This is a genomic window from Lacrimispora sp. (assembly GCF_032078915.1).
Taxonomy (GTDB): domain Bacteria; phylum Bacillota; class Clostridia; order Lachnospirales; family Lachnospiraceae; genus Lacrimispora.
In genome coordinates, this window is record NZ_DAMAUN010000037.1 from 1 (window position 1) to 25258 (window position 25258).

At 43.8% G+C, this 25258-nt stretch carries 23 protein-coding genes; all 23 read left to right on the forward strand.

Going from position 1 to position 25258, the window contains the following annotated elements:
• A partial coding sequence (locus RT269_RS15310; RefSeq protein WP_313183813.1) for a PLP-dependent transferase occupies positions 1 to 379 on the forward strand: 379 nt, incomplete at its 5' end.
• A 151-nt stretch (positions 380 to 530) separates the two neighbouring features.
• The gene (locus tag RT269_RS15315; RefSeq protein ID WP_313183815.1) at positions 531 to 1346 is read left to right on the forward strand and encodes a MurR/RpiR family transcriptional regulator; all 816 of its coding nucleotides are present in this window, start codon (positions 531 to 533) and stop codon (positions 1344 to 1346) included.
• Positions 1347 to 1638: 292 nt separating this feature from the next.
• Positions 1639 to 2532 carry a PTS mannose/fructose/sorbose transporter subunit IIAB gene (locus tag RT269_RS15320; protein ID WP_313183816.1) on the forward strand — a complete coding sequence of 298 codons (894 nt, stop codon included), beginning with the start codon at positions 1639 to 1641 and terminating at the stop codon, positions 2530 to 2532.
• Positions 2533 to 2548: 16 nt separating this feature from the next.
• Entirely contained in the window at positions 2549 to 3352 is an 804-nt protein-coding gene (locus tag RT269_RS15325; protein WP_312444407.1) for a PTS mannose/fructose/sorbose/N-acetylgalactosamine transporter subunit IIC, read from the forward strand.
• A complete protein-coding gene (locus RT269_RS15330; RefSeq protein ID WP_313183818.1) occupies positions 3333 to 4154 on the forward strand; it encodes a PTS system mannose/fructose/sorbose family transporter subunit IID in 822 nt (273 codons plus the stop codon). Before RT269_RS15325 ends, RT269_RS15330 begins: the two co-directional genes overlap by 20 nt.
• Positions 4155 to 4242: 88 nt before the next feature.
• The gene (locus tag RT269_RS15335) at positions 4243 to 4947 is read left to right on the forward strand and encodes an SIS domain-containing protein (protein ID WP_313183819.1); all 705 of its coding nucleotides are present in this window, start codon (positions 4243 to 4245) and stop codon (positions 4945 to 4947) included.
• A gap of 77 nt (positions 4948 to 5024) precedes the next feature.
• Positions 5025 to 5771: a copper homeostasis protein CutC gene (locus RT269_RS15340; RefSeq protein ID WP_313183821.1), complete on the forward strand. Its 747-nt coding sequence runs from the start codon at positions 5025 to 5027 to the stop codon at positions 5769 to 5771.
• Between the two features lie 337 nt (positions 5772 to 6108).
• Positions 6109 to 7932: a cache domain-containing sensor histidine kinase gene (locus RT269_RS15345; protein ID WP_313183823.1), complete on the forward strand. Its 1824-nt coding sequence runs from the start codon at positions 6109 to 6111 to the stop codon at positions 7930 to 7932.
• Positions 7907 to 9544 (forward strand): response regulator transcription factor, encoded by a 1638-nt coding sequence (locus tag RT269_RS15350; protein ID WP_313183825.1) that lies wholly within the window; start codon positions 7907 to 7909, stop codon positions 9542 to 9544. The genes RT269_RS15345 and RT269_RS15350 overlap by 26 nt, the downstream gene beginning before the upstream one ends.
• A 157-nt stretch (positions 9545 to 9701) precedes the next feature.
• A complete protein-coding gene (locus RT269_RS15355; protein WP_313183827.1) occupies positions 9702 to 11099 on the forward strand; it encodes an ABC transporter substrate-binding protein in 1398 nt (465 codons plus the stop codon).
• Between the two features lie 80 nt (positions 11100 to 11179).
• Entirely contained in the window at positions 11180 to 12076 is an 897-nt protein-coding gene (locus RT269_RS15360; protein WP_313183829.1) for a carbohydrate ABC transporter permease, read from the forward strand.
• Positions 12077 to 12198: 122 nt separating this feature from the next.
• Complete coding sequence (locus RT269_RS15365) at positions 12199 to 13050, forward strand: carbohydrate ABC transporter permease (protein WP_313183831.1); 852 nt, start codon at positions 12199 to 12201, stop codon at positions 13048 to 13050.
• A gap of 10 nt (positions 13051 to 13060) precedes the next feature.
• The gene (locus RT269_RS15370) at positions 13061 to 14344 is read left to right on the forward strand and encodes an FAD-dependent oxidoreductase (protein WP_313183832.1); all 1284 of its coding nucleotides are present in this window, start codon (positions 13061 to 13063) and stop codon (positions 14342 to 14344) included.
• Entirely contained in the window at positions 14341 to 16101 is a 1761-nt protein-coding gene (locus tag RT269_RS15375; RefSeq protein WP_313183834.1) for an FAD-dependent oxidoreductase, read from the forward strand. The genes RT269_RS15370 and RT269_RS15375 overlap by 4 nt, the downstream gene beginning before the upstream one ends.
• A gap of 242 nt (positions 16102 to 16343) precedes the next feature.
• Complete coding sequence (locus RT269_RS15380) at positions 16344 to 16967, forward strand: TetR/AcrR family transcriptional regulator (RefSeq protein ID WP_313183836.1); 624 nt, start codon at positions 16344 to 16346, stop codon at positions 16965 to 16967.
• Positions 16968 to 17249: 282 nt separating this feature from the next.
• Positions 17250 to 17843 (forward strand): MptD family putative ECF transporter S component, encoded by a 594-nt coding sequence (locus RT269_RS15385; RefSeq protein ID WP_313183837.1) that lies wholly within the window; start codon positions 17250 to 17252, stop codon positions 17841 to 17843.
• Positions 17843 to 18514, forward strand: a complete 672-nt coding sequence (locus RT269_RS15390) for an energy-coupling factor transporter transmembrane component T family protein (protein ID WP_313183839.1) — start codon at positions 17843 to 17845, stop codon at positions 18512 to 18514. Before RT269_RS15385 ends, RT269_RS15390 begins: the two co-directional genes overlap by 1 nt.
• A 19-nt stretch (positions 18515 to 18533) precedes the next feature.
• On the forward strand, positions 18534 to 19910 hold the full coding sequence (locus RT269_RS15395) for an ABC transporter ATP-binding protein (protein WP_313183841.1): 1377 nt from the start codon (positions 18534 to 18536) through the stop codon (positions 19908 to 19910).
• 240 nt (positions 19911 to 20150) lie between these two features.
• Positions 20151 to 20402, forward strand: a complete 252-nt coding sequence (locus tag RT269_RS15400; RefSeq protein WP_313183842.1) for a hypothetical protein — start codon at positions 20151 to 20153, stop codon at positions 20400 to 20402.
• Positions 20403 to 20528: 126 nt separating this feature from the next.
• On the forward strand, positions 20529 to 21662 hold the full coding sequence (locus tag RT269_RS15405) for an ABC transporter substrate-binding protein (RefSeq protein ID WP_313183843.1): 1134 nt from the start codon (positions 20529 to 20531) through the stop codon (positions 21660 to 21662).
• Positions 21663 to 21771: 109 nt separating this feature from the next.
• Positions 21772 to 23457, forward strand: a complete 1686-nt coding sequence (locus RT269_RS15410) for an ABC transporter permease (protein ID WP_313183845.1) — start codon at positions 21772 to 21774, stop codon at positions 23455 to 23457.
• 17 nt (positions 23458 to 23474) lie between these two features.
• A complete protein-coding gene (locus RT269_RS15415; protein WP_313183847.1) occupies positions 23475 to 24545 on the forward strand; it encodes an ABC transporter ATP-binding protein in 1071 nt (356 codons plus the stop codon).
• Positions 24546 to 24569: 24 nt separating this feature from the next.
• Positions 24570 to 25253 (forward strand): MgtC/SapB family protein, encoded by a 684-nt coding sequence (locus RT269_RS15420; RefSeq protein WP_313183848.1) that lies wholly within the window; start codon positions 24570 to 24572, stop codon positions 25251 to 25253.
• Positions 25254 to 25258: the final 5 nt, after the last annotated feature.

Genomic DNA, 25258 nt, shown 5'->3' on the forward strand with positions numbered 1-25258 from the left:
CCTTAAGGTGGCACAATTCTTAGAAAGCCATCCGCAGATTCTGCAGGTATCCTATCCAGGGTTAGAGAGCAGTCCTTACTATAACCTGGCGAAAAAGTATTTCCCTAAAGGCCCTGGCGCAATACTGTCCATCCGCCTTAAAGGAGGCCTGGAGGCGGCCAAGAAGGTGTTGGAGAGGGTCCGCATCTTCGATTACATGGTAAACGTAGGAGATGCAAAGTCCTTGATCGTACATTCCGCAAGCTCCACACATTTTGGACAGTCAAAGGAACAAAGGGAAAAAGCAGGAGTTTATGATGATACCCTTCGTTTGTCCGTGGGCATTGAAGATGCGGAGGATCTTATCGAAGATTTGAGGCAGGCATTGGATTCTCTATAGAGGAATATTGGAAACAAAATCCATTAAAGTAATTCCCGGGACACGTTAGAAAATTCGGTGAATTCAAGGAGAAAAAAGTTGACAAATTCAGAATATACAATATACTTACTATAAAAGAAACAGACATTTCTTGCATTGGGGATGATGATGGATGTATATTGTGGCTTACCGCTTGTTAAATTTACTGAATGACTGTGAGTTTGGTTCTACAGAGGCGCATATCGCGAAAAGTCTGCTGGATATGATATATGAGGTTGAATTTTTACCCATTGACCAGGTCGCGGCAAAATGCCACATTTCCAAGTCAACACTTTCTAAATTCATAAAGCGCCTTGGCTTTGAGGATTACAAAGAGTTTAGGGATAATGTGAGGAATGAGAAGAAAAGAAGCAGATATACCGGAAACGAACAAAAATTGTCGATGAACGAGTTTATTGAAGCACAAGGAATAGAACGATATTTGAATGTGCTTTCCGGGGATATTAATAATTTCCTGTCCGGAATTAATATGGAGCAGATTCAAAAACTGGCAGAGGCTATTTATGAATATGATAAAATTGCTGCATTCGGAGCCGTTTATTCGGAAACGGTTGCTATGGATTTTATGTATATGTTTGCTGAGGAGAGGAAATATATAAAAACAAATCTTTTTGATATAAAGCAGGAACAATTCATTAATCAGGCAGACGAGGATACTCTGATTATTATATTCTCCAATTCAGGCCAGTATATTTATAGGGATGGGATGAAAGCCTTGAATTCATCCAAGTTATTTATCAAAAAAACGAAGGGCAGGATCGCGCTTATTACATCGAATAAAGAGGCGGCATCTGATCCCTGTATCACGTATCCGGTCTTATATCATTTAACCACGGTTGTGCAGAATCATCTGATGATTGAACGTATCGTCGTGGATTTAATTGTGGACAGCTATAGAAAAATCAGGAAAGAGAAAAGAGAAAAATAGTTAAATCGAGAAAAGACAGACTTTCATGAAGAGTCTGTCTTTTTTGTGAGAAATGACCAAATTATGTTTGAACAATTAAGGGGAAGTTGCTAAAAAAGTTTCCAAAAAGCGAAATTCAAACATTTTTAAAGTGTTTTTATTTATAATAAGTCTCAAGTTATTATGCATAATAAATTGTAAATTTCAGTCATGAAAGGAGTCAGAGATGTTCGAGGGTTATTAATGACCGTTAAATGATGGGGAGGGTGACATAGCCAATAAAAAGTTTTTGGAGACGTTAGGAGGAAGGGATATGTATTATATTATTGCTTCACATGGGGAATATGCTGTGGCTTGTAAAAAGAGCTGCGAAATGATTACCGGAGCAGCACCCCAGTTTTCAGTAGTGACATTTACAGAAGAAATGACGAAAGAATCGGTTGAGAATGCCTACAGGGAGATTATAGCGGAAAAAGGAGAAGAACAGTGTCTGGCGATTATTTCTGACATAAAGGGGGGAACGCCTTATAATGCAGCAATTACCATAAGACATGAGTATCCAACGATTGCACTGGTATCAGGATTATGTCTGGGTATGATGATTGCATTGAATATAGGTGATACGTTAGAGAGTGCGATCGAACAGTCAAGAGAAATAATTACCGGAGAAGGGGTATCCGCCGCAAAACAGCCAAAGGAAGCTGTTGGATCTGCTGAGCCGGTGGAAAATAACGGGATTGTGAATTTCAGGCTGGATGAACGTCTGATTCACGGCCAGGTGGCAACTTACTGGACACGTACCCTTGGCGTCACAAGAATTATGATAGTAGACAACGACATCTTGAGCGATGAGATCAGCAAAAAGGCTCTGCAGGCAGCGGTTCCTTCCGGTATCAGGCTAAGTGTCCTGTCAGTAGCTTCTGCAGCGAGGAAGCTGAACAAAGGTGCTTACACAGGACAGAGAGTATTCCTCATTGTAAGGAGGACGAATATAATCCGTGAACTGCTTGAAGCAGGGGTCAAAGTAAAAGAAGTAAACATTGGAAACATGGGAGTGAAAAACGGACGGAAACAAATATTTAAGTCCGTTTACTGCACGAAGGAAGAAATTAAGGATATTCAGGATATAGAGAAATCCGGCGTGTTAGTATATGCCCAGATGGTACCGAATGACGATAAGAAGAAATTTACATCTTTTATAAATTAAAAAGGAGGCATAGGGAATGGGAATTCAAGTGTGGCAGATAATAGTATTGACATTATTAGCTTTCTTTTTTATTTGTGAAGGCTTATCTACATCTATATTTGCAAACCAGCCGGTTATTATTGGGACGATCACCGGTATTGTTATGGGGGATATAGGAACCGGTCTGGCAGTAGGAGCGACTCTTCAGCTGATGATCCTTGGAGTAGGTACATATGGAGGGGCATCCATACCTGATTATGTGACTGGTGCGATGATTGGAACCGTATTTGCAATCACATCAGGAAAGGGAATGGAGTTTGGTATGGGACTGGCGGTGCCTGTAGGACTTTTGATGGTTCAACTGGACGTCCTTGCAAGATTTTCCAATGTGTTCTTTTCCAAGAGAGTCGAGGCTGCGATCGAAAGAATGGACTTTAAGGGGATGGCAAGGAATACATGGCTGGGAGCTTTTTCGTGGGGGCTTTCCAGAGCGATACCAGTTTTCCTGATGCTGATTTTCGGACAAAATCTTGTAAATGCCATTACAGAACATATGCCGGAATGGCTAATGAGCGGCCTGTCAGTTGCAGGAGGACTGCTTCCTGCAGTGGGTATTGCAATCCTTTTAAGATATCTTCCTGTTAAAAATTATATCGCTTATCTACTTATTGGATTCATTGCAGCAGCGTATTTAAAAGTGCCAATGGTTGGGGTGGCAATCATGGGAGTTGCACTGGCAATCATCGCATTTAAGCAGGAGGCGGCGAAAAACCAGAACGTTGTTGTAGTAAATCAGGGTGCAGTTCAGGAGGGATTGTTAGATGGAGAATATGAAGACTAATCAGGAAAAGATTACAAGCCAGGATATAAATCGTGTAAGCAAACGATGGATTCTGGCATCACAGATCACATGGAATTATGAAAAAATGATGGCAATAGGCTATCTGTATTCTATACTCCCGGTCTTGCGTAAATTATATAAAAAAGAAGATGACTTAAAAGCAGCAATGAGAAATCATGTGCAGTTTTTTAACACGACTCCCCATATGGGCGGATTTATACTGGGTATTGATATTGCCACAGAGGCGGAGGGAAGAAACAGCAGTACAGATGGGGTCGAAACAGCAAATGGCATTAAAACCGGTCTGATGGGGCCTTTTGCAGGCGTTGGCGATACCATATTTGGAGTCCTGATACCAACGATTTGCGGTTCTATAGCCGCTTATATGGGACAGCAGGGTAATGTAACAGGTGTCGTGATCTGGTTATTGGTTAATATAGCAATCATGGCATTCCGTTATTTCACAGTAGGTATTGGATACAGAGAGGGAACAAAATTAATTGCCTCAGCAAAAGATAAGCTGGATGCATTGACAAGTGCGGCAACACTGCTTGGCATTACCGTGGTCGGTGCTTTGATTCCGACTGTAGTAAACGCGAATATTACAGCAACTTTTACATCAGGAGATGTCACTTTGGCAGGACAGGACATTTTAGATCAGATCATGCCAAGCCTTGTTCCTGTTCTGATTGTAGCTGCAATCTATGTTTTACTTGGAAAGAAAAAGATGACCTCTACGAAGGCAATCTTAATTGTTATGGCGGCATCCATCATTTTTGCAGCAATTGGATTTTTAGGATAGACAGACAACATACCATTCCCGGCAGAGGGCAGAAAAGTTCCGGTCTGGGAATGGCAGAACATGAAATGATACAGTAAGGAGAGAGATTATGGGATTAGAGTTTTTTAACAAATCAAAAAAAATTATGGAACAACTGGAGGCAGCTGAACAGGAGCACATTCATGAGGCGGCAATGTTGGTTTCTGATTCTATCAGAAATGGAGGAATCCTGCAGGCATTTGGAAGCGGGCATTCCTATGCAGGTGCAATTGAAGTATGCGGAAGAGCCGGAGGATTGATCCCAAGCAAGCTTATCCGTGACAAGGCAGAAGGAATGTATGAGAGTGTGGAAGGAAATGCACCGTTTTTAATGCGCCAGGTGAACATAGGAGAGAATGATATTTTCATACTGATCTCTAACTCCGGCAGAAACCCGTTTGCAATAGAAATGGCTGATTACATAAAGAATAAAGGAAACAAGCTGATAGTAGTAACTGCGCTGGAGGTATCAAAAGGTTCAACCTCCAGACATTCTTCCGGTAAGCTTTTATATGAGTTCGCAGATGTGGTTTTGGATAACCATTCCACATTTGGGGATGCTGCCTTGGAAGTTGAAGGGCTGGACTGCAAAGTCTGCGGAACCTCTTCATTCAGCACATGCCTGCTTCTGCAGCAAATGATTTATGAAGCGATACAAGATATGATGGCAAAAGGATATGAGCCTCCGGTTTATAAGAGCGCTAATATTGACGGAGGAAGAGAGTTTAATAATGCTTTTGAACAGAAATATGCAGATAGAATCTGGCATATTTAAAAACAAAGAGTTATAACGGCGGTTGAAGAGGCTGACGGGTTTTTGGTAAAATGAAATTCTGAGAGTATGAGGTGATTATGAAACATTCGGTATTAGAAGTATGTGCAGATTGTGTGCAGTCTGCGGTAAATGCGGATAACGCAGGAGCAGACAGGATTGAACTTTGCAGCAATCTGGTAATCGGCGGTGTGACTCCTGGAATGGCACTGTTTAAGCTGGTAAAAAAATATACGGATGTAAAAGTCCGTGTCCTTCTGCGTCCCAGATACGGTGATTATTGCTATAATGCTTATGAATTTGAACAATTAAAAGAAGAAGTGCAGATGTACCGTGAATGTGGAGCCGACGGTGTGGTAATGGGAATCTTAAGTCCGGATGGGCGGCTTAATGAGGAAAGAATGTCCGAGTTGATAAAACTAGCCGGAAACATGGATACTGCACTGCACAGAGCATTTGATGCCTGCATAAACCCAATGGAAACGATGGAACAGGCAGTTTCTTTAGGAATGAATACCATTTTGACTGGCGGACAGTGTGGAAATGCATGGGACGGCAGAGATTTGTTAAAAGAGCTTTATGAGAAAAGTGCAGGAAGAATCGAAATCCTGGCAGCAGGAGGAATTAATGCTGAAGTAATGGAAAAGTTAATTCCGCTTACCGGAATCACCTCTTATCATATGTCCGGAAAAATTGAGGTGGACAGCATGATGACATATCGAAAAGCAGGAAATAGCATGGGGCTTCCTGAAAGAAATGAATATGCCCTTTGGCAGACATCAGAGGAAAAAGTAAGACAGGCTGTTCTGGTTTTAAAAAATATTTAGAATAAGGAAAGCGGAATAGAATTCCGGCAGGGGCTGTGTGCTGATTATTTAGCACACAGCCCTTTGAGTTAATAACAGATTGCGAATAAATGGCGATTCAAAGGATGTCGTAGACAGGATTGCTTTTTTATATAAATCTGAAAAAAATCAATTTAAATATACTGGATTTAAAGCGAAAATACCAAGTGGGATTCAGGAAATGTTTTCATATATAAAAAAATGACCATCTTTGCAGGAAATAAAATATTTGCTATAATAAAAATGACCATAGTTCAAGAAGCTCGTCGCGACGGATATATGGAGCTGCATATAAATGATACCGGAAAGAGGAAAAGGGATGAAAAAGCCTTCTAAATTATCTGTTCGTATGTTTCTGCTGTTACTGCTATGCGTGGTCATGCCTTTGGCAGGGACCTGTATTTACGTACGAGTCAGTATGGAACATTTCATCCAGGATAAGCTGAGTGAAAAAGTCATTCAGAACATCTCAAGAGGAGAGCGGAATATCTGTGATAATTTACAGAGCATTGCCGCTTTGACCAATGTCTTTGTCTATGACGAGGAGCTGCAAAAGCGCATCACAGATCCCAATACGTCTGAATATGACAACACGAAGTACTTTGACCAGATGATACATAAGCTGAGCATTGCCAGCGGATTTGATTTCGTTCAGGATATGAAGATCATTCTGTTCGATGATTACAGCAGGATTTACTCCAACTGGAGCATGAATTACCAGGATTACCAGTTTCTCCTGGATCAGGATTGGGTGAAAAAAAGCAGGGAGAATAATGGGCATATAGTATGGGCCATGTTTAATCCGGCCTATATCATTGGTGAACAGAAAGACCAGACCTATATTTCTCTGGCGAAATCCCTTCTAAAGGATTATTCGACGGGAAACGTCATAGGAACGCTTATCATCAGCATTGACCAGAAGAAATTCAGCGACCTTTTGATGGAATACGCCTATGCCGGTGACATGGCCTATGTCTGTGTGGGAGAAGGTACCGTGCTTTTGCAAAATGACGCCCAGGGGCTCATTCACGATGAGGATATCAGGAATCTATACCGGGAGACGGAGAAGAAAAAAAGCGGGAACCTGCGGTATCAGTCTGCAGGAGGAAACTTTCTTATAAGCTATTACACCATACCAAAGCCGTGGGTGTTTAACGATCAGCAGATGAAAGTTTTTCATTTTACCAATTATCAGGAAGTGACCAATCAGGTGGAAATGATCGGGCGCAGGATGAATCTGATCATCCTGATCGTCATATGCGCGCTGGTCTTGATTCTGTATCTTTCCATCAGGATGCTGGTAAAGCCCATTGTCAAACTCAGCGGCCAGATGGAAAATTATACGCTGGACATGGATTTAAAAGATATCGATATGAAGCGGTCCGATGAGATCGGCCAGTTAAACCGCTCCTTCCGGCAAATGTCCATTAACATCCGCCATTTGTTCGAAGAGCTTAAAAACGAGCATGAGATAAAGGAAAAATACCGGTATGAATCTCTGCGGGCTCAGCTAAATCCCCATTTTCTATTCAATACCTTATCAACCATCCGCTGGATGGCGATCATAAGAGGTGCGGACAATATCGTAGATGGAATCGACGCCTTGGCCCATATATTAAAATACAGTATGAGCAGGGAAAACTGCCTGGTAACGGTGGCGGAAGAGGTGGAGAACATCAGGAATTATCTTTATATCCAAAACTGCCGCTACGGAAATCATTGCAGGCTGGAAATGGATCTTGAGGAAGACATCTTGAATTTGAAAACAGCTAAATTCATCCTTCAGCCCATTGTAGAAAATGCTATCATCCATGGATATGACAAGGAAAGGGAGGAAATCCTGATCCGGATTTACGGATCGGCAGAGGAGGACAGCCTTAACATATATGTGGAGGATGACGGAGTAGGCATTTCTCCCAATGTCATCAGGCAATTTGAGGCCTCCAGAGAGGGCCGGATAAAGGAAAGCAAGCTGACAGGCATCGGAATCAAGAATGTGGATGAGTATATCCGAATTACCTTTGGCAATAAGTATGGGCTGACCATAGAAAGTCTTAAAACAAGAGGGACGGTGGTATTGTTCACACTTCCGGTAATCAGAGAGGAGAAGTCAGGGGATGAAAAGGGTGATGATTGTAGATGATGAGGTTTTGGTGCGCCTGGGAATCCAGTCATTGATCAAATGGGAAAACTATGGATACCAGATTGTCTGTGATGCATCGGATGGGGACGAGGCACTTCAAAAGATCAGACAGTACCAGCCGGATATCGTACTTACGGATTTAAAGATGAGCCCGGTGGATGGCTTTGAGCTGATCTCTGTGTGCAGGGAAAAATATCCTCACATCCAGTTTATTGTCTTAAGCAGCTATAATGATTTTGACAATGTAAGAAATGCCATGAAAATGGGGGCGTTTGATTATGTTTTTAAATTGACGGTGAAGCCGGAGGAACTGCTGAAAGTCATGGATGAAGCCACCTCCTCAGGAAAAGGGACCGACACAGTCCAGGAAGCCTCTGCACTGGCGGAACGGAATTTGGAAGTCATAAAAAGGGGATTGTTTAAAAGAATTTTAAACTCTGAAACCTTTTTGAAGAAATATTTAGAAGAACTGATGAGGCTGCCTCTTTCCGTAAATTTTGACCATCCATTCCATATCCTCTCCATTACCATCGATGATTTCAAGGTGGTAAGAAAAAAGGGGGATTTTATGGATTTGGAGCTCCTGATATTTACCATGGAAAATATCCTTAGTGAATTGTTCAACCGCCATCACCGTGCAGAAGTGTTCCAATATGGGGAATATGATTTTGCCGTGGCAGTAAATCCGGAAGAAAATCAGGACCATAAGGCCTTTTTTACAGCAATGGAGAAGGAGTTTGGCATCTTTTCCAGCTGTGCAAGACAGTATTACGGCCTGGAGGTAAGCGGAGCATTAAGCAGGGAATGTACGGGGATCAAAGGGTTAAAGGATGCCATTGCTCAAAACCGGGATACGCTAAACATGCGCTTTTTTTCGGAACCTGGAAAGCTTCATCCATACGGGAGGAATGTTAAGGAAGAGGCGGTTCTTCCGCCCGAGTTTCACAGCTCTGTTTTAGAACGTCTGGCGGCGGAACACGATTTTTTCGGGATGAGGAAGTTTCTGGAGGAATTATTTAAATTTCTGAATGAAAAGAACCGGTGGGAGCCTGAGGAAATCCGCTATCTTCTGAGAAGGGCCTATGGAACCCTGGCAGCCTCCTTTGCCCGCAGCCGAGCAGATATAGATCTGTTCCTGGATAAGAACGGAATAAACATGGAGGCTTCCATCAATGATTATACATATCTTGAAAAAATCAGACAATCCGTATTGGAATTGTTGGAACAGTATAAAAAGGAGTATGAGTCAAACAGCGGCAGAATATTGAGAAAAGAGGTTGCCGAAGCAAAGAGCTTTGTCCGGAGCCATATGAAGGAAGAACTCCAGGTTGCAGAAATTGCGGCTATGGTGAACATGAGCGGCAGTTATTTTTCCCACATATTTAAAAAAGAGGAAGGGATCAGCTTTGTGGAATATGTATACCGGGTGAGGATGGAGCATGCCAGATACTTACTGGAAAGCAGCGATTTAAAGGTAAATGAGATCGCAGATGAGGTTGGTATCTTTAATCCCAATTATTTCAGCACCCAGTTTAAAAAGAGCGTGGGACAGTCTCCTTTGGAATATCGCCAGGCCTGGTTAAAGAAAGCGGAGGAAAATAGCAGGATCTGAAAGAAAAATAGCAGGATTTTAAAGTATTGGTAAAAGAAGAAACCAGTGGAGCCGGAAATCGAAAGAATTGAAAGAAAGACAGCAGACAGAGGGATATCACTTGTCTGCTGTTTTTGCTATAGTATAAAAGAAATCAAAACTATTGGAGGAAGGTACAATGAGAAAATGGAAAAAGTTAGGGGCACTCGGCATGGCATCTCTAATGGCAATGTCAGTGATGGCCGGCTGCCAGAGCGGCCAGAAAACAGAACAGGTAACTGCGTCCTCGGAGACGGCAAAAACAGACGAATCAAAAACAGAAACGCCAAAAGCAGGAAATGGAGAACCTGTGGTTTTGCGGATGTGGGGAGGCGTTCCTGCGGAAGCAGGTCCTCAGGCTGTTTGTGATAATTTTAACCAGCTTTACAAGGACAAAGGGATACAGGTAGAGTACGAACGGTTTGTAAATGATGATACGGGAAATTTAAAGCTGGAAACAAATCTTCTCTCAGGAGACGGTGTGGACCTTTATATGACATACAGTACGGATGCACTGACTAAGCGTGCGGAAGGAAATATGGCACTGGATCTTTCGGAACTGATTGCCCGTGATGATTTCCAACTGACAAAATATTTCGGGACCCTGGCGGAGGCGTATTACATAAACGGAAAGCCTTATTCCATTCCTACAAAGCTGGATCAGTACGGAATCGTATTAAATGAAGACATGTTTGAAGCGGCTGGGATAGAGATCCCCACAGAATGGACGTTTGACGAATTCCGTGAGATCGCTAAAAAGCTGACTCATGGAGAAGGACAGGATAAGGTTTACGGCATGTTTTGGAATTCCCAGCAGGATCTGACCTATCTTTTCACTTACCTGGTGGCCCAGACAAGCGGCGGAGATCCTATGTATAAAAATGACAAGGAAACCAGCTTTGATGATCCTGTGGTGCTTAAATCCGTAGAACTGATCAATAACATGATGAATGTGGATAAAACATCTCCTACTCATACGGATTCTGTGACCCAGAAGCTGTCTCAGGAAAGCATGTTCCTGACAGGAAAATCTGCCATGACGGTGGGACCGTGGATTGTAAGAAGTATTAAGGACCAGGCCAGTTATCCTCATGACTTTAAGACGGCATTCGCTCCTTATCCGGTGGCGGAAAAAGGGCAGAGAAATTATACCCAGGGAGGCTATGGGGATCATCTGTGCATCAATCCCAAGTCCCAGAACATTGACGCCGCATGGGAATTTGCAAAATGGTACGCCACCGAGGGAATGCTTCCCGTAGTGGAAGGAGGCCGGGTGCCGGCTTCCAATACTTATAATGCCCTTGAGGTAACAGAGGCGTTTGTCATGGGAGCCGAGGATTATTTAGATGCGGAAACCACCCAGAAGATCCTCATAACACCGGCAGACAATTACGCGGTTCCTTCTATCATCAACCATATTGCAGAGGTAAAGAAAATCGCGGTGGAAGAACTGGAAGGGATCTTTATCGGAAAGCAGACGGCGGAGGAAGGCATGAAGAAGGCCAAAGCCAGAGCTGATGAGCTTTTGCAGAAATAATCAGAGAAAAAATTCCCGGGGCTGCTTTCCATTACCCGGCCCCGGGAAAATAAAAAGAAGAAAGGAGGGAACCACTGAACATGAAGAAAATCAGGCTTAGCAGACAGTTAAAGGTGGATTTAACCGGCTATGCTTTCATTCTGCCCAATATTGTGGGTGTTTGCCTTTTTACCTTATTTCCCATGATCTTTTCCCTGATCATCAGCTTTACAAGCTGGGATTATACCAAAGGGATCGGCAACTGGGATTTCATCGGCCTTAAAAATTTTGTTGATATGTGGCAGGATGAATGGTTTACCAGTTCCCTGATTAACACCATCATTTTTGCGGTAGGAGTGGTGCCGTTGACCGTTTTCCTGGCACTGGTTCTGGCGGTCATCATTGATAAATACTGCGTTGCCAGACTTCCCATGAGGCTGGCGCTTTTTATGCCCTACATATCCAATATCGTAGCGGTTGCCATTGTTTGGGTGATGATGTATTCCCCCTGGGGGCCATTTACCCAGATGGTGAAGTTATTTGGAGTGGAGAATCCTCCCCAGTGGCTTGGAGATACAACCTGGGCTTTGCCAGCGCTGATGCTCATGACTGTATGGTCGGGAGTGGGATATGCCAATATGATCTATACATCGGCACTTCAGGGACTTCCTCAGGATGTTTATGAGGCGGCGGATATTGACGGAGCAGGAGAGATTCAGAAATTCTTTAAGCTTACGATCCCGTTTTTGTCACCCACTACCTTTTTCCTGATCATTACTACGTTCATCACCTCGTTCCAGGTGTTTGCACCCATACAGATCATGACTAGAGGCGGCCCCGGAACGGCCACCAATGTGTTGGTTTACTATATTTATACCTCGGCCTTTACCTTCTACAAGATGGGATATGCTTCCGCCATGTCGTGGATATTGTTTTTGATCCTCTTTGGCATAACCATGTTCCAATGGGCAGGGCAGAAAAAATGGGTCAGCTATTAAGAAAACACCCTGCGGGTATACCTGTATGCCCAAAGGGTATGGGCAATAAAGAAGAAACACCCTGCGGGTATACCTGTATGCCCAAAGGACATGGGCAATAAAGAAGAAAGGAGGCGCCTGAAATGAAGAAACATCAACGGACCATCCTTAGGGTCCTGTTTACCGTAGTCATAGGGGCTTTGGCTGTCTCCATGGTTACCCCGTTTTTATGGATGCTTTCGGCATCAATGAAACTTCCCCTGGATGTCATGAAGCTGCCGATTGAATGGATACCAAAATATTTTTATCCTGATAATTACAAGAAAGTGTGGAATGTGGGAGGCCTGGCAGTCAGGGATTACCATTTTAGCCTGGCATACTGGAACTCCATAAAGATCGCCGTCATCAATTTGACGGGATCAGTGCTTACCAGCACGCTGGCAGGGTACGCCTTTGCAAAAATAAAGTTCAGAGGACGGAATATCCTCTTCCTGATCTATCTGGCGACTATGATGATCCCCAGTCAGGTGACCCTGATCCCCAAGTTTGTCATGTTTAATAAAATGGGGCTCACTGGAACCCATTTAACCCTGATTCTTCCGGGTTTGATCACCATTACAGGCACATTTCTCATGCGCCAGTATTTTATGCAGATCCCGGATGAACTGAGAGAGTCGGCAAGGGTAGATGGGGCCCACGAGTTTCTCATATGGCTAAAGATCATGGTGCCTATTGCTAAGCCCAATATGGCATCTCTTGCAATGGTGGTGTTCCTGTGGAACTGGAACAGCTATCTGGAGCCGCTGGTATTTTTAAGCGATTGGCGATTGTATACAATTCCTATTGCCCTTACGAATTTTATAGAAGAAAGTGTGACGGAATATAATCTGGTCATGGCGGCAGCGGCCTCTGCCCTGATTCCTGCTTTTCTCGTATTTTTACTGGGGCAGAAGTTTCTTGTCAAAGGCCTGGTGGCTGGCGCAGTGAAAGGATAAGGTTGAGAAAATGAAATATATAACGGAAAATAAAAGAGAAATACCTGTAATACGTGAGGTGGATGTGCTGGTGCTGGGGGCAGGGCCGGCAGGAGTCGGGGCAGCGGTTGCAGCGGCAAGAGAAGGCGCTGTGACCATGCTGGTGGAGCAGGCAGGAGATGTGGGAGGAATCGCCACGGCAGGACTTATGAGCCACTGGACAGGAAGTACGGAAGGGGGATTTTACGAGGAAATCCTGAGCCGTTCGGCAGAGTTTTCAGGGGGAGGCCGGCAGATCATTAATCCTGAGCGCTTAAAGACGGTTTTACTCCGTATGCTTATGGAGGCAGGGGTTAGTCTCAGGCTGTATACCTTTGCCAGTGATGTTATTATGGAGGGAAATGTGATAAAAGGAGTGATCCTGGAAAGCAAATCTGGCAGAGAGGCTGTTCTTGCGAAGATCGTCATTGACGCCACAGGAGATGGTGACATAGCCGCAAAGGCCGGGGCTCCCTATTTTATGGGCAGAGAAGGCGACGGACTCATGCAGCCGGCTACGATCATGTTTAAGGTCGCAGGCGTGGATGAGGAGCGTGGAGTTTTCCCTGGCGGCTTTGAAGAAAGCTTTGACCTTCCTGACGGGGATTTGCAGGAGCTTGGGAAGAAACACCTCCCCAGTCCGGCGGGGCATGTGCTCCTGTACAAGACAACACTTCCCGGGGTGGTCACCTGCAACATGACGAACTGCACCGGGGTGGACGGTACAAGGGCCGAAGATCTTACAAAAGCAACCCTGGTCTGCAGAGAGCAGATGGACGAGATCGTTGCTTTTCTCAGAAGATTTGTCCCGGGCTTTGAAAACTGTTATATCATCAGCTCCGCCTCCCTTGTGGGAATCCGGGAAACCAGGCATTTTAAGGGAGAAGAGACCATTCGTCCGCAGGATATCCTGGAGGCCAGGGTATTTGACAATTGGGTGGTAGCAAAGGCCAGCTTCAATTTCGACGTGCACAATCTGACGGGCAATGGACTGGATGAAACTGGCTGTCAAAAGCATTTTCCGCAGGAAAAAGGATATACCATCCCCTATGGCTGTTTCGTGCCTCTGGAAATTGATAATCTGTATCTGGCGGGAAGAAATATTTCAGGAACCCACATGGCCCATTCCAATTACCGCGTTATGCCTATCTGTGCCAATATGGGGCAGGCGGTGGGAATTGCGGCAGCCATGTGTGCCGATTCCGGTACGGCGCCGAGAGCCCTTGAAGTGAAAAAGGTTCAGAGCCGTCTCATAGAACTGGGGGTGAGCCCGTGAAAACATATCATTATGACTTTGTCGTAGTGGGGGGCGGTATGTCCGGCATCTGCGCAGCAATTGCTGCTGCAAGAAGAGGCGTGAAAACAGCTTTGATCCATGACAGACCAGTTTTAGGCGGTAATGCCAGCTCCGAAATCCGGATGCATATCTGTGGGGCTGACCATCACATGTCGGTTCCAAATGCCCGGGAAACAGGAATATTAGAAGAAATACTTCTGGAAAACAAGCGGAGAAATCCGGAGATGGTGTATCCGATTTTTGATTCTGTTCTATGGGAAAAGGTGCATTATCAGGAAAATCTGACCCTTTATTTAAATACACATATGACGGAGGTTCTGTGCGATGGTGACAGGATCGAGGCAGTATGTGCCCTGCAGATGACAACGGAGAAAACCTTCCGCATTCTCGGTACTCTGTTTTTAGATGCCACGGGTGACGGCGTTCTGGGAGCTAAGGCGGGAGCGGAGTACCGGATCGGAAGGGAAAGCAGCTCCCAATATGGAGAGTCCCTTGCTCCGGAAAAAGAAGACCCCTATACCATGGGGAATTCCCTCATGTTCAAGGCTCGGGATATGGGGCATGAGGTGCCCTTTATAAAGCCTTTTTGGGCCAATACCTATACTGAGGAGCAGCTTAGGCTGCGGGATCACAGCGATGTCACCTCCGGATACTGGTGGATCGAGCTGGGAGGCGGAGAACGGGATGTGATTTCCCATGGAGAAGAGCTTCGGGATGATCTGTTAAAGGCTGTATTTGGAGTATGGGATCATATAAAAAACGGCGGAGAACACGGTGCGGAGTGTATGGAACTGGAATGGGTGGGGTTTCTGCCTGGAAAAAGGGAAAGCCGCCGGCTCATAGGTGATTATGTGCTGACAGAAAAGGACTGTCTGGAGAGCCTCCGGTTTGATGACGCTGTAGCCTATGGGGGCTGGCCTATGGACATTCATACAGTAGAAGGCTTTTTAAATGAGAACGATGATCCAACGGTCTGGAACCAGGTAAACGGCATATATACCATTCCCTACCGATGTCTGTATTCAAAGAACATCCGGAACCTGTTTTTAGGAGGCAGGGCAATCAGCTGTTCCCATGTGGCATTTTCCTCCACAAGGGTTATGGGAACTTGCGCGGTCGTTGGTCAGGCGGTAGGTACGGCCGCTTCCATGGCAGTAAAAAGGAATCTGGGGCCGAGGGAAATCCTTGATTGTGTGGGGGAACTGCAGCAGGAGCTTTTAAAGGATGACTGCTATATCCCCTTTATTACCAACCAGGACCCTGATGATTTCGCCAGGCAGGCAGTGGTGACAGCAACTCACCATATTCCAGGATGTGAGCCGGAAAAGGCGGTAAACGGAGTGGCGAGAACGGTGAATGAAGAGTCAAACTGCTGGCGTGCTGCCATAGAAGACCGCCCTTCCCTGCTTCTATCCCTGCCAGAGAAGACGCCCATCCGGGAAATACGTCTGGTGCTGGACTCCAATTTAAGCAGGGAGATTACTCCTTCTATAAACCAGGGTGTGCTATCCAGACAAAAGTCTGGGCCGCCGTCTGAGCTTTTAAAGGAATATGAAGTTGACATCCTTCTGGAAGGTGAGGTTGTGGAGCATATGGCGGCCCAGTCCCATGGACAGAGGCTTCAGCAGCTCTTTATTGACGGAACGGTAGGAGATGCCATCCGGATCAGCCCAATTTCTACATACGGCAGCAGGGAAGCAGGGATCTTTGAAGTGAGGATCTATTCCTGCAAATAAATTTCTTGGCATAATTGAATTCTGGGTTTAATTGATTCCTTAGTATAATTGATTTCTTAGTATAATTGATTCCTTCGATTAATTGATTCCTCCCGCAAGGGTACTTGATTATTTTAGAAAAATTCAGTACACTTAATTCAAATCCTAACGTTCCCAGGGTAATTGTCATCGGTATCCGGTATCATCTTAAGGAGAATGAACCCTTAGGGGCCCTGAAATGAAATAAGATTTGGAGGCAATCAATGAGACCAACGAATGAGAAATTAAAACAAGCTATTTTGGATGCGGGGAAGCAGGAATTTTCAACTCAGGGATACCAGAAAGCATCCATGCGCAGCATCGCGAAATCAGCGGGGGCCACAACCGGTGCTGTCTATATTTATTTTACTGATAAGCAGGCGTTATTTCACGCACTTGTATCAGAGGCTGCAGAACAGCTTAAGGCTCAGTATAAGGAACAGCAGCGGCAGTTTTGGGATCTGGATGTGAATCGTCAGATCGAAAACCTGGATCAGCTTGCGAAACAGGATCAGAATTGGTTAATTGAATATGTTTATGATCACTTTGAAGCGTTTAAATTGATTTGTTGCTGTTCTGCAGGGACAGTTTATGAGAATTATATCGATCAGCTGGTCCAAATTGAAGTGGAAGCCAGTCTTACCTTTATTGAGGGACTGCAGGCGGAAAGAGGTAAATCGTTAAGGATCGATAAAGAGCTGATCCATATTGTCTCCAATGCTTTGTTTTCAGGCATTTTCGAAACGGTGATTCACGATATGCCTCGGGAAAAAGCCAGAGAATATATCGAACGGCTGTATGTTTTTTATGAAGCCGGTTGGTTTAAACTTCTGGAAATAGAATTATAATCAGAGCCGTGCGCGCTGATTCCCAGTGAGGAACGTGATATTTTATGATCTGCATCGCAGAGAATAGAATTTTACGTTCCTTTTTTTGAGTAAACGATAAGAAGGGCTTACCATTAAATCCCAATATTTTCATATTATTTCTTGACAAAAGTCATAATTAGAATTAAAATATCAGTGTTATCTAAAGAAATTGAGGCTCGGAGTATATGATTGCTCCGTTTTTTCACACACTGAAGTTAGTCATATCTAACTAAAATCAAATCAAAGGAGGTCACTGATAAAATGAGTAGAGGAATCAGCGGTAAACTGAGTATGAAAGATATCATTATAGCATCTGTTTTAGGGGTGATTTGCATTGCGATCCGCTTTCTTTTTATGATCTTAGGGGGCATTCTCCCTGTTGCCTGGTTTGCTTCCCATATGTTTGATGCTATTTTCATTGGCCCGGTTTATATGTTGATTGTAGCAAAAACCAGGAGAACAGGCCCGGTTTTTGTGATCAGCGTAGTCACGGGAATTATATTTATATCAGCGGCAATTTCAATCATTGTTTCAGAAATCATTGCTGGTATTTTAGCAGAACTGGCTCTTAGAAAAGGGCAATTTGAAAATAAATTCTGGATCATGGTTTCTTATGTTCTCTTTTCTTTTGGATTTATTGGTGATTTCTATTTATTGTGGTTCCACAAAGAGTCCTTTTTGAAATATTCGGAAAATTTTATGAATGCCGAATATCTTGAAGCATTAAGCCGGCTGGTCTCCGTACCGACAATGGTCTTTATTATCATCAGCATTCTGATTGGCTCTTTAGCCGGTGGTTTTTTAGGCTTTAAACTGATGAAAAAACACTTTGTGAAGGCAGGAGTTGCTAAGTAATGTATGGAAAGAGCAGGGGATTGGATCCCCGGATCGGCATGATCCTGATCATTTTGTCAGTGGTTATTGTATTTTCCCATACAAAACTGTACATAGAATGGATTTTTATGTCCGGCATTTTATTTTTAATGGATTGGTTCGGGGTCAGAAAAACCATGTTTCAGATTTTGATCAGTTATCTGGTCTTATGTGTCATACAGGTTTTGGTAATTCCTAATGTAAATGTCACCTTGGCCAGTATGATATCGGTATTCGTTTACTTTAAAATGATTTTTCCATGTGGTGCGGCCGTAGCCCTGTTTTGCGCAACAACGCCGGTCCGGGTTTTGCTGGAAGCTTTCCGGAGAATGCATATTCCATTATCTATTTCAGTATCGGTAGCAGTGTCTGCCAGATATTTCCCCACGCTGAAAGATGAACTGACTTCAATCTGGAATGCCATGCGTTTACGCAATATAAAAGGACTGGAGCAGAAAATAGAGAGTATGTATGTACCTCTTTTAATGAGCGCGGTAAAGACCGGTGAAGAACTGGCACAATCGGCCATTGTCCGGGGGATAGAAAATCCGGCCCCTAAGACTTCGATTGTTGAGATCCAGATCCGGTCATTGGATGTTCTGGCACTGATGTATTTCCTGGTGCTGGCAGTTGCTGCAATTTGGGTGTGGTAGAAATTCATGGGGAGACAAAATGATTCGTATTTGTGATGTGACGTTTACATATGAAGGAGAAGAAAAGGCCAGTCTGCTTCATTGCAGCCTGGAGGTTGGGCAGGGAGAGTTTGTTTTGCTCTGCGGGAAAAGCGGATGCGGGAAAACTACGCTTACAAAGCTGATCAATGGACTGGTTCCCACACAGATTCCTGGGACTTTAAGCGGCTCGGTGTGGATTAATAACGAGAATACGGCCGATCAGCCAACCTGGAAACTGTCAGAAACAGTAGGTTCCGTTTTTCAAAATCCCAGAACTCAATTTTTTAATTTAGATACGACCAGTGAAGTTGTATACGGAATGGAAAATAAGGGAGTTCCCAAAGCTGCCATTATGGAACGAATGCAACAGGTTGTGGCAGAATATCATCTGCAGCCATTGATGGAGAAAAGTGTCTTTGAGCTGTCAGGAGGAGAAAAACAGAAAATTGCCATTGCTTCCGCATATATGGAACAGCCGGAGATTTATGTGCTTGATGAACCTTCCGCTAATTTAGATCAGGAAGAAATACTGCGGCTGCAAGGATTATTAAAACAATTAAAAAAGCAGGGGAAAACCATTGTGATTGCGGAACACAGAGTCTGGTATCTGGCTGATCTGCTGGACCGGGCACTTTGGCTGGAAGAGGGGGCTATTGCAAAAGAATGGAGCCAGGATGAATTTAAGGCTTTGACCCCTGAACAGTGCTCAATATGGTCAATCCGTTCGGTTAATCCGGTGGAAGTTTATGAAGAATGGGTTCAGATCCAGAGCAGTGACGGTCTGATGGTGAAAAATCTTGCGGTTAAAAGAGGACAGCGTATTTTATGGAAAAACCTTTCTTTTACTGCATTGAAAGGAACCGTGGCAACTATTTGCGGCAAAAACGGAGTGGGAAAAACTACTTTGGTTCAATGTTTGTGCGGCCTTAGAACGTGTAAACAGGGTGAGCTGTATCTGGAGGGCAGGCGGATGAACCGGAAACAGCTTTGCAAAAACAGTTTTTTAATTATGCAGGATGTCAATCATCAGCTTTTTTCTGACAGTGTGCTGTCAGAAGCTATGCTTGGAAATGGTGCTTCGGAAAATGAGGCAATAGAAGTTCTGAACACCATGGGGCTGAGCGGGTTTTTAGAAAAACACCCTATGGCTTTATCAGGAGGACAGAAACAGCGGCTGGCAGTAGCCACGGGATGCTTAAGCCAGAAAGAAATCATTGTTTTTGATGAACCAACCAGCGGTCTGGACCTGGATAATATGAAACGGGTGGGAGACTTAATCAATATGTTATGTGAAAAGAATAAAATTGTCATTGTCATTACCCATGATTTAGAATTTATCAATTATTTAAGGGCAACAGTGGTTACAATCGGCTAAGCCGGTTGACAGCCATAATCGTTAGTTATAACTAGATAACTAAATGCAAACGACAAATTATGGTTCTAATCAGCAGTATCGGGACTGGATACAGATTGTAAAAGGAGATTTGATAAAAAAATAACAGAAACTCAAAAGGCGTTCAGAACCTTGCCGTAAGTATGGCATACCAGCAGGTATGTTATAAGGCGAGGGTTTGAACGTCTTTTATTTTTGGGGTGAAGAGTCAGGAGGAATTATGTGAATATTAAGCCGTTTCAAGAAGAATGGATGAGTGCTTATGAGGGTGGAGCAAAGTATAGCGCCTGGCAACTTCATTTTGAAGCACTTGGGGTTGGTTTGTTGGTCAAGCAAAAACGGTCATCAATCACAATAGCTTTATCAGAAGCTGGTGCATACATTGCGCCTCCAATGACCTTGGCAGAAATGAACCCTCAGATGGCCGCCAGAATGCCAGATGTTTTTTGTTCCTTCAACAATCATATATTATAGTGGAAAATGTCATAAAAACAAATGAAATATTAATATTTTTTATTTATTATATCATATATATGCAGTTATAATACTTATGGTTAATAAAAAATACTTAAAATGTTACAATTAAAAAGGAGGATATTTATGAAAAGGTTATTAAGTGTTTTACTGGCATCTGCCATGATCTTAGGTCTGGCAGCTTGTAATAAGGCGGAGAACGGTGCAGAACCTGCTCCGGCTACAGCGAATCGTACGGAAAGCAGTGAAAAGGAGAATACCACTGGAACCGTTACGGAGAAGCAGTCTGAAACTGTTGATAATAGCGCACTGAGCGGTAAGGTTGTTATTTATACCTCCATGTATGAGGACATCATTGAAAACATTGATTCCAAGCTGGAAGAAGTATTTCCTAACGTGGATGTTGAATTTTTTCAGGGAGGAACCGGTACGATCCAGCAAAAGGTTGCAGCTGAAAAGGATAGCGGCAAGCTCGGCGCAGATATCCTGATGGTTGCTGAACCTGCCTATGCATTGGAGCTTATGGCAGATAATTACTTACATCCGTATAAATTTTCTGAGACGGACAAGCTGATTGGAGAATATGACAAAGATGGTTATTGGTATCCGGTGCGTATTCTGAATATGATTCTGGCATACAATCCTGAGATTACGAATAAAGAGGATATACCGAATTCATTTGAAGATTTTGCGAAAGATACTGCAATGAAGAGTTCTCTTTCCATGAGCAATCCTCTTACCTCTGGCAGTGCATATGCATCCATAGTAGCACTTCATTCCAAATATGGGGATGATTATTTTAAAGAATTGGGCGCACAGCAGGTCATGGTAGAGTCTGGGTCTGTCGCTTTGACGAAACTGGAGACAGGCGAATGTAAAGAAGTCATGATTCTGGAAGAATCTGTTCTTAAAAAGAGAGAAGAAGAGGGCTCCAAGCTGGAGGTCATCTATCCTGCAGATGGTACCATATCAGTGTCATCTCCTATCATGATAATCAATGATGAGCACAGTGCGAATGGAAATGCTGCTGTGGCAGAAGCAGTAGAGGAATGGTTTTTGTCCGTAGAGGGACAGGAATATATCGTTAAGGGCTGGATGCATTCCGTTCGTACTGATTATCCAAGTGCACCTTATGATGCTCTTGCTACGGCAGATATTATCAAATCAGCAATGCCGATCGATTGGCAGAAGTGTTTAAACGAGAGAGAAGCTCTCCGTTCCTTATTCCAGGATAATGTTCAGATTCCTGAGAAGAAATAAGCAATAAGGAATTTAAATAAACAAAAAGTTATCCGATAGAATTGATGCAAGGTGCGGCTGCGCAGGATCTGCCGCACCTTCTACATAATCCAAAGGACGGTGACAGGAGTTGTCAAAAGATAAAAAATTTTATTTTGATATAAAATGGTTCATTATTCTTGGTATTATATCGTTTCTTGCCATATTTCAGCTATTTCCTTTGGGATATCTGATCTATCGCTCTTTATTCCCGGATGGAAGCTTTTCGCTCATGGGAATAGGCCGTATCTATTCAGTCCCCAATAATTTAAATTCTTTGCGAAATACATTGATCTGTGCAGGTGCAGCGATGTTTTTTGGAGTGCTGATCGCATTTCCCCTGGCTTGGCTGGTGGGAAGAACCAATCTATATTTTAAAAAGTTTTTCCGTACCCTGTTTGTTATGACCTATATGGTGCCTCCCTATGTAGGAGCTATGGCATGGCTGAGACTCTTAAATCCCAAAGTAGGCACTCTGAACGTAATGATCAAGGAAGTATTGCATTTAAGCGAGAATCCTTTCAACATATATTCCATTGGCGGGCTGATCTGGGTGCTGACCACGTTTTACTATCCATATGCATTTATAACGATCTCCCGTGCAATGGAGAAAATGGACCCCTCGTTAGAGGAAGCCTCACGCATTAGTGGAGCCTCACCCCTTGGAACCTTGCTTCGTGTTACTTTACCACTCATGATTCCAAGCATCATCGCCTCGGCTCTTTTGGTGTTTGTATCAGCAGCCAGTTGTTATGGGATTCCGTCAATCATCGGGGCACCAGGCAATATCTATACGGTGACGACAGCTATTGTAGATTATGTATCCATCGGTTCGGAACAGGGGCTGACCGACGCAACTAATCTGGCTGTATTTCTGATGGTTATGGCCCTTCTGATACTGTTTGTTTCTAATTTTGTGGTAGGGAAAAGAGATTATATCACAGTATCCGGTAAATCAACCAGACCGAATATTGTGGATTTGGGAAAATGGAGGTTTTTAATTACTGCCCTGGTATCAATTTTTGCGGTCATTGTGGTAGTGATTCCATTCGTTTCCGTATTTATGACCTCTTTTACTGTTAATATGGGAAAACCTCTCTTTGAAGCAGGCAATTTTACGTTCAAGAATTGGCATAAGATTGTTACAAATAAAACCATTGTCAGTTCTCTGAAAAATTCGGTATTGTCAGCGATTGGAGCAGCGAGCTTTGGAATGGTGGTATGTCTGGTAATGGCATATTTATTAAAACGTACTACCGTGAAGGGGAAGGAGATACCGGATTTTCTGATTACGGTAGGATCTGGAACTCCCAGCGTGGTTATCGCCTTAGCGCTTATCATGACGATGAGCGGAAAATTCGGCATCAATATCTATAATACCCTGACGATCATGATCATAGCCTATATGATTAAATATATGCTGATGGGGATGCGGACTGTGGTATCGGCGTTTTCGCAGGTGAGTCCATCCCTTGAAGAAGCAGCACAGATATCAGGTGCAGGCTGGATAAAACGGCTGGTTGATGTTGTATTCCCGCTGATTGTGCCATCTATCGTAGCCGGCTGGTTTCTTATTTTCATGCCTTGTTTTTATGAGCTTACCATGTCAAATCTGCTTTATTCCAGCAAAACCAAGACCCTGGGTGTAGCGCTCTATAAGTTTCAGACAGAGACCAGCCAGCAGACTGCATCCGCGATGGCTGCAGGGATATTATTGGTGGTAATTATCTTAAATGTAGTTCTGGATAAACTGACGAAGGGGAAGTTTTCAGTATAGGAGAGGAGCAGCAGAATATGTCTGTTATCAGTATGAATCAAGTTACCAAAAGCTTTGGTGACGTACAGGTTTTAAAAGAGTTCACACAGGAATTTAAGGACGGGGAATTTATCACACTGTTAGGACCTTCCGGGTGCGGTAAGACCACAATGCTGCGTATGATAGCGGGTTTTGAGAAGCCGACCACTGGCACAATCAAGATTGATGACCGGGTGGTAAACAGCACGGATACCTTTGTTCCTCCGGAAAAAAGAGAGATTGGGATGGTATTTCAATCCTATGCGGTATGGCCGCATATGAATGTGTTTAACAACGTGGCATATCCTCTCAGAATACAGAAGCTTCCAAAATCCGAGATAGAACAGCGGGTAAAAATTGCGTTGGAAACCGTACATCTGTCTCAGTATGCCGACCGTATGCCTTCTCAGCTGTCAGGAGGGCAGCAGCAGCGTGTGGCCCTGGGGAGGGCCCTGGTCGCTGAACCGAAATTATTGCTGCTTGATGAGCCTTTGTCCAATTTAGATGCGAAGCTGCGTGAAAGTATGCGCTATGAAATCAAAGAGATTCAGAAAAAGCTGAAGATTAATATTGTTTATGTGACTCATGACCAGATTGAAGCAATGACAATGAGCGACCGTGTATTTGTAATAAATAAAGGTGTGGTACAGCAGGTAGGTTCGCCTATTGATATTTATAGAAACCCTGCAAATCAATTTATTGCAGACTTCGTCGGTAAGGTGAATTTTCTGAAGGGTATATCAAAGGCCGGAGTGATTCAGTTAAAAGGTACAAACGCTGAATTGAAGTATGATGGAGAGCTGACAGGGGATGTGATTGTATCCGTGAGACCGGAGAATATCTCCATTGTGGAAACTGGAGAGCAGATTCGCGGGCAGGTGGAGACTACGTTTTTCCTGGGTGATGTGACTGATTGTCATGTAAGAGCAGGTGATGCAAGTATAAGGGTGATATCGGATTCCCATTCCTATGATACGTTAGAAACCGGTCAGGAAGTAAGGCTGAGTATAAAGGATTATCTGATTTATCAGGATATGGGAGATGATGATTTTAACAAGATATTGACATGAGAGTGAGAAAAGGAGGTTTGCCGGATGAGTCTCGATATGCAGGCCCAACATATAATAAGATTAGTAATAGCAGGGATTTGCGGAGGCGTGATCGGGTATGAGAGGCAGCACAGAGGCAAACCAGCAGGACTTAAGACCCATGTAATCATCGCAATGGCATCCGCGCTTATGATGCTGATTTCCAAGTACGGCTTCACTGATGTGACAGGTGCCTGGGTACGGGTAGATCCGTCACGGATCGCTTCTGGTGTAGCTACGGCCATTGGATTTCTTGGTTCGGGAATTATATTTTATAAAGATAAAAAAAGCGTCAGCGGTGTTACCACCTCGGCAGGCATCTGGGCTACGGTGGGAGTTGGTTTGGCAATCGGTGCAGGACAATTCCTCATAGGGATATTTACCGCCGCATCCGTATTATTTGTAGAATTAGTCGTAGGGCATCACATGTCAGCTGCACAAAAAAAGAGAGGAATGCAGTCAATGTATCTGGAGCTTCGGGCGAAACCGGCAGATATAGCAGATATAAAGGAATATATCCGTGAGAATGGCAAGATACTATCCTCGGAATACCATGCCGACGAGGATACAGATATGGGGATATTATCTATGTTTTTCGAAATAGCGATTGACAGCGCGGATATAATACCGGCTGACAGGGAGATAACGGTGCTCAAAATGACAGAAGGAAAACTGAAAAATGAGAATTAAGAAAG

Excerpts from the sequence above, each read along its gene's own strand:
- RT269_RS15345 (WP_313183823.1), top strand. The coding sequence starts at position 6,109 with ATGAAAAAGCCTTCTAAATTATCTGTTCGTATGTTTCTGCTGTTACTG.
- RT269_RS15350 (WP_313183825.1), top strand. The coding sequence starts at position 7,907 with ATGAAAAGGGTGATGATTGTAGATGATGAGGTTTTGGTGCGCCTGGGA.
- RT269_RS15415 (WP_313183847.1), top strand. The coding sequence starts at position 23,475 with ATGTCTGTTATCAGTATGAATCAAGTTACCAAAAGCTTTGGTGACGTA.
- RT269_RS15365 (WP_313183831.1), top strand. The coding sequence starts at position 12,199 with ATGAAGAAACATCAACGGACCATCCTTAGGGTCCTGTTTACCGTAGTC.
- RT269_RS15360 (WP_313183829.1), top strand. The coding sequence starts at position 11,180 with ATGAAGAAAATCAGGCTTAGCAGACAGTTAAAGGTGGATTTAACCGGC.
- RT269_RS15420 (WP_313183848.1), top strand. The coding sequence starts at position 24,570 with ATGAGTCTCGATATGCAGGCCCAACATATAATAAGATTAGTAATAGCA.
- RT269_RS15315 (WP_313183815.1), top strand. The coding sequence starts at position 531 with ATGTATATTGTGGCTTACCGCTTGTTAAATTTACTGAATGACTGTGAG.
- RT269_RS15335 (WP_313183819.1), top strand. The coding sequence starts at position 4,243 with ATGGGATTAGAGTTTTTTAACAAATCAAAAAAAATTATGGAACAACTG.
- RT269_RS15325 (WP_312444407.1), top strand. The coding sequence starts at position 2,549 with ATGGGAATTCAAGTGTGGCAGATAATAGTATTGACATTATTAGCTTTC.
- RT269_RS15395 (WP_313183841.1), top strand. The coding sequence starts at position 18,534 with ATGATTCGTATTTGTGATGTGACGTTTACATATGAAGGAGAAGAAAAG.
- RT269_RS15370 (WP_313183832.1), top strand. The coding sequence starts at position 13,061 with ATGAAATATATAACGGAAAATAAAAGAGAAATACCTGTAATACGTGAG.
- RT269_RS15320 (WP_313183816.1), top strand. The coding sequence starts at position 1,639 with ATGTATTATATTATTGCTTCACATGGGGAATATGCTGTGGCTTGTAAA.
- RT269_RS15405 (WP_313183843.1), top strand. The coding sequence starts at position 20,529 with ATGAAAAGGTTATTAAGTGTTTTACTGGCATCTGCCATGATCTTAGGT.
- RT269_RS15385 (WP_313183837.1), top strand. The coding sequence starts at position 17,250 with ATGAGTAGAGGAATCAGCGGTAAACTGAGTATGAAAGATATCATTATA.
- RT269_RS15380 (WP_313183836.1), top strand. The coding sequence starts at position 16,344 with ATGAGACCAACGAATGAGAAATTAAAACAAGCTATTTTGGATGCGGGG.
- RT269_RS15355 (WP_313183827.1), top strand. The coding sequence starts at position 9,702 with ATGAGAAAATGGAAAAAGTTAGGGGCACTCGGCATGGCATCTCTAATG.
- RT269_RS15390 (WP_313183839.1), top strand. The coding sequence starts at position 17,843 with ATGTATGGAAAGAGCAGGGGATTGGATCCCCGGATCGGCATGATCCTG.
- RT269_RS15330 (WP_313183818.1), top strand. The coding sequence starts at position 3,333 with ATGGAGAATATGAAGACTAATCAGGAAAAGATTACAAGCCAGGATATA.
- RT269_RS15340 (WP_313183821.1), top strand. The coding sequence starts at position 5,025 with ATGAAACATTCGGTATTAGAAGTATGTGCAGATTGTGTGCAGTCTGCG.